The sequence below is a fragment of the Streptomyces sp. NPDC054956 genome, assembly GCF_053609185.1.
The window spans coordinates 1-4,761 of sequence record NZ_JBSGXB010000444.1 but is presented as its reverse complement, the minus strand read 5'-3'; the positions used below and the strand labels follow the sequence as shown (position 1 = coordinate 4,761).

Genomic DNA, 4,761 nt, shown 5'->3' with positions numbered 1-4,761 from the left:
GACCTCGCCGGCATCTACGACCTGACGCTCCTGAACAAGGTCCTCAAGGCCGCCGGCAAGCCCGAGGTCTCCGACGCCGGCCTCGGCGCCAAGTAGTACCGCGACCATCGCCAGCAACGGCCGCCCGCCTCAGCGGACGGCCGTTGCTGTGCTCGTTCACGTTCACTCGTTCCCTGCCAGCGGCCGCAGCCCTCCAGGGCCACGGCGCTGCCCCTCCCGATCCCGTCCGCGACCACCTGCCGGTGCGGGTCGTAGCCCCCGGTGCGCCGGCCCCGTACGATCCGGCGCTCGTGGCCCGCGCGCCGAGCGAGGCGGCCGCCGCGTTCGCATAGGGCCCGTGGGACTCCTGGCGGGCAGGCCGGATTCGGTCCGGAAGGCCTCGAATGGCGTGATCGGTCCTCGGACCCGTGGAGACTGTCCCCCTGGGGGACCTGAGGGACGACCGAATGGGAGTGAAGCCGTGAGCGCCGTCGCACTGCTGGGGACCGGGATCATGGGATCGGGCATGGCCCGGAACCTGCTCAAGGCAGGACTCGAACTCCGCGTGTGGAACCGGACCAGGGAGAAGGCCGCCGCCCTGGCCGCCGACGGAGCGGTGGTCTGCGACAGCCCGGCCGAGGCGGTGGCCGGGGCCGGGGTGGTGATCACCATGCTGGCCGACGGCGCGGCCGTCGCGCGGGCCATGGCCGCGGCCGAGGAGGGCCTGAGCGCCGGCCAGGTGTGGGCACAGATGGGCACGGTCGGCGTGGCGGCGCTGGAGGAGCTGGCCGTCTTCGCCCAGGAGCGCGGGCTGGTCTTCGTCGACGCCCCGGTGCAGGGCACGCGCGAGCCCGCCGAGGCGGGGACGCTGGTGGTACTGGTCTCCGGCCCGGCCGAGCCCCGGCTGGACCCGGTGTTCGCCGCCGTCGGGAGCAAGGTGCTGCGGGTCGGGGACGCGCCGGGTGCGGCGACCCGGCTGAAGCTGACCACGGTCGGCTACGCGATCACCGTGACGGCGGCCGTGGGCGAGGCCCTGGCGCTGGCCGAGGGGCTCGGGGTGGACACGGACCTGTTCGCGCAGGTCGTGACCGGCGGCCCGATGGACAGCCCGTACCTCCAGGCCAAGATGCGGGCCGTGCTGGAGCGCGATTTCACGCCGAGCTTCACGGTGCGCGGCGCCGAGAAGGACACCGGCCTGATCGCCGACGCCGCGGAGGCGGCCGGGGTCTCGGTGGACCTGGCGGTCGCCGCGCGGGCCCGCTTCCACCGAGCCGACGCCCTGGGCCACGGCGGCGAGGACATGGCCGCCGGCTATTTCGCGGGCTTCCCCGACCAGCCCTGACCACCCCGCCGAGGTCGGCGCCCGCCTCCGCCCTCGCCCGGGAAAATGGATACCGCCCCGTATCCCCGCCCGGCTACGGTCCGATCATGCACAGGGACCGCAGGCGTGACCACCGTTCGGCCCGGGCGAACCCCGGGCGCACGTCCGCCCCGGTCCCCCTCCGGTCGGCCGCATCCGTGCTGGTCGAGGGGGCGGGGGTGGTGCTCGTCGGCTTCTTCTCCGGGAAGGACAAGGCGTTCGGCGCGGTCATGGACGCGGCCGCTGCCGGGCTGACGGCCCGGGGCGTCCGGGTGCTCGCCCGCGCCGCCCAGCGCCGCGGCGCCCAGGACGGCGGCGTGCGCAACATGTCCCGGCCGTTCTCCCCGCGGACCCTCATCCGGTCCGGGAAGGTCCGCGAGGTGGCGGCGGTCCGCGAGGCGACCGGAGCCGACGCGGTGGTCTTCGTCAACCCGCTCACGGACCACCAGCGCCGGATCCTCGCCGAGCTCTTCGACTGCCCCGCCGTCAGCCTCGCGGAGGGTCCCACCGACGATTCCACCGACGGCTCCGCCGCGTAGGCCCGGGCCGTTCCTCGTGGATCGCGCTCGCGCTCAGTCGCCGTACGGCCGCGGGTGGGTGCGCAGGGCGTGGCCGTGGCGGACGCCCTCGCGGAAGGCCGCCTCGTACGCCCGGTCGCCGAGTGCCCCGCGTGCGGTGCGTTCGAACTCCTCGCGTACAGAGGCCAGTTCGGGCGTGCCACGCTGCGGGTGGCCGACCGCCTGCCAGTAGGCGTGTCCGGTGCCGTACGCGCGGGCCGCGCCGACCCCGTCGCCGGCCGCCGCCCGGGCCGCCGCGAGCAGGTCGAGGCCCAGCGCGGTGCCGAAGCTGTCGCCCAGTTCCCGCTTGCTCTCCAGTATGGCGCGGGCGTGGGAGGCGGATTCGGCCGGGCGGCCCTCGAACAGGCAGATCAGGGCGAGCTGGTAGTCGGCGTAGGCCCGGGTCCAGTGCTCCCCCCGTTCCGCGCACCCGGCGCGCAGCAGTTCGGCCTCCTCGCGCGCGTCGCCGAACAGGCCCGTGCCGGTGAGCGCGAAGACCCGTACGAGGTGGCAGCGGATCCTGGGCGCCGAGTCGAAGGGGGTGCCGGGGAAGGCCTCCAGCGCGTTGTCGGAGACGATCCGCGCGGCCAGCGGCCGGCCGGCCAGCAGGTGGCTCAGGCCCAGCAGGTACGCGGCGTCGAGCGCCGGCCGCGCCCCGAGTTCCGCGGCGAGGGCCTCGCAGCCGACCGCGATCCGGTGGGCCTGGTCCTGTTCGCCCTGGAGCAGCAGGGTCACGCCGAGCGCCCACAGCGCGCGTACGCGGACCGGCGCGGGCACCTCCTCCGGCCTCGCGGCGGCCAGGCCCCGCTCCAAGTAGCCCCGGGCGGTGTGCAGGTGGCCGCAGCAGGCCCAGTAGAAGCCGACCCGCGCGGCCAGGTCCAGGGCCCGGACCGGGCCGGTGGCCAGGTGGTGGTCGAGGGCCGCGCACAGGTCTCCGTGCACCGCCGCGACCCGCCGGTACCCGAGCCGCTGGCCGGGACCCAGCCAGTCCCGCTCGGCCGCGCGCACCAGATCGGTGAAGTACGCGGCGTGCGCGGCCCGCAGCGCCTCGCCTTCGCCGGCCTCCTCCCGCCACATGGCCCCGTACTCCCGGATCGTGTCCAGCATCCGGTACGAGCCGTCCGCGCCTCGGCGTACGACGGATTTGGCGACGAGCGCGTCGAGCAGGGGCGGCACGTCCGCCTCGTCGAGCGGGGCGGCGGCGCAGACGGCGCGCGCGGCCGCACGGTCGAAGGGTCCGCCGAAGACGGACAGCCGCAGCCACAGCAGCCGTTCGCGCGGTTCGCACCACTCGTGGCTCCAGCCGATGGCGGTGCGCAGCGCGCGGTGGCGGGGCGGCTGGACGGGTGCGGCGGTGGCCAGCCGGCCGATCCTGCGGGCGAGCCGGGCCGCGAGTTCCTCGACGGTGTGGTCCGTCAACTGCGCGGCGGCCAGTTCCAGCGCGAGGGGTACCCCTTCGAGGCGGGCACAGACGGCCCGGGCCGCCGCGAGCCTGGCTTCGGTCCAGGGCGGCGCCTGCCCGGGGGCGGCAGCGGCGGCCCGCCGGGTGAAGAGCGCGAGGGCCTCCTCGGTGCCGTGGGGGTCGAAGGAGTACGGCAACGGCCCGATGTCCAGGACCTGTTCGCGCACCGGCCCCAGGGGCTGCCTGCTGGTGACCAGCACCACGAGGTGCGGGGCCGCGTCGAGCAGCTCGCGCACGAGGCCGCGTACGGCCGTCACCAGGTGTTCGCAGCAGTCCAGCACGAGGAGCAGCCGGCGCTCGCCGATCCACTCGCGCACCGCCGCGGACAGGGTGCGGGAGGTGTGGTCGGCGAGGTCGAGCGCGTCGGCGACCGTGGCCACGAGTGGCCGCTCGTCGGGCAGCGGGGAGAGGTCGGCCCAGTACACGCCGTCGGGGAACGGGCCCGCGGGGCCCGCGGCCTCCATACGGCCGGCGGCCTGCCGGGCCAGCCGGCTCTTGCCGACGCCGCCCGGCCCGGTCAGCGTGACCAGCCGTCCGCGGGGTTCCCGCAATGCCTTGTCGAGGGCGGCCAGTTCACCGGTCCGCCCCACGAAGGCGGCGGACCCGTCGCCTTCGTACCCCTCGCCATCTCCCAGCACGCGCCCAGTGTGGCGTACAAAGCGGACGCCGGGGCACCGGAACGGGCGCCGACGGCGGCGCTCGGACCGCGGCCGCTTCGACTCCGGGGTGCGGGACCCTTGGACAGCGACCGCGTGATGGGTTTGAGTGGTCGGAGGCGCCGCACCCGTCGGCCGGGCGCCGTACGCGCCGGAGCCGACGAGAACAGCGAGGTGTTCGGGATGCGCGTCATTGTGATGATGGGCGTGGCCGGGACGGGCAAGACGACCGTGGGCCGGCTGCTCGCCGACGAGCTCGGCCTTCCGTACGCGGAGGGCGACGCCTTCCACCCGGCGGCCAATGTCGCCAAGATGTCGGCCGGCACCCCCCTGGAGGACACGGACCGCCGGCCCTGGCTGGACGCCATCGGCGAGTGGATGCGCAACCGGGCCGGCCTCAATGGCGGGGTGGTCGCGGCGTCCTCCCTCAAGCGCGTCTACCGCGACCGGCTGCGGGCCACCGCTCCGGGAACCGTGTTCGTCCACCTCACCGGCGAACGGCCGCTCATCGAGAAGCGGATGGCGGCGCGCAAGGGGCACTTCATGCCCCTCGCGCTGCTGGATTCGCAGTTCGCCACGCTGGAGGAGCTCCACGCGGACGAGGCCGGCGTCGTGATCGACGTATCGGGAGACCCGCAGGAGGTCACCGCACGGGCGCTCGCCGCGCTGCGGGAACTTCCCGCCTCCGAGGACGGGAGCGGGAGCGCGAGCCGGAACGGCGACTGACCTCACCCGGCGGGGCCGGGG

The 4,761-nt window shown here is 75.4% G+C and carries 4 protein-coding genes; 3 read left to right on the top strand and 1 reads right to left on the bottom strand.

Annotated features, from left to right (window positions below):
* Positions 1 to 460: 460 nt before the first annotated feature.
* The gene (locus ACWGDE_RS36255; protein ID WP_453393335.1) at positions 461 to 1,321 is read left to right on the top strand and encodes an NAD(P)-dependent oxidoreductase; all 861 of its coding nucleotides are present in this window, start codon (positions 461 to 463) and stop codon (positions 1,319 to 1,321) included.
* Between the two features lie 86 nt (positions 1,322 to 1,407).
* Positions 1,408 to 1,878 (top strand): HflX-like GTP-binding protein, encoded by a 471-nt coding sequence (locus ACWGDE_RS36250; protein WP_453393334.1) that lies wholly within the window; start codon positions 1,408 to 1,410, stop codon positions 1,876 to 1,878.
* Between the two features lie 33 nt (positions 1,879 to 1,911).
* Here ACWGDE_RS36250 and ACWGDE_RS36245 read toward each other — a convergent pair whose 3' ends face one another.
* A complete protein-coding gene (locus ACWGDE_RS36245; protein WP_453393333.1) occupies positions 1,912 to 3,996 on the bottom strand; it encodes an ATP-binding protein in 2,085 nt (694 codons plus the stop codon).
* 201 nt (positions 3,997 to 4,197) lie between these two features.
* Here ACWGDE_RS36245 and ACWGDE_RS36240 point away from each other — a divergent pair, with 201 nt between their 5' ends.
* A complete protein-coding gene (locus tag ACWGDE_RS36240) occupies positions 4,198 to 4,740 on the top strand; it encodes a gluconokinase (RefSeq protein ID WP_453393332.1) in 543 nt (180 codons plus the stop codon).
* Positions 4,741 to 4,761 lie beyond the last annotated feature (21 nt).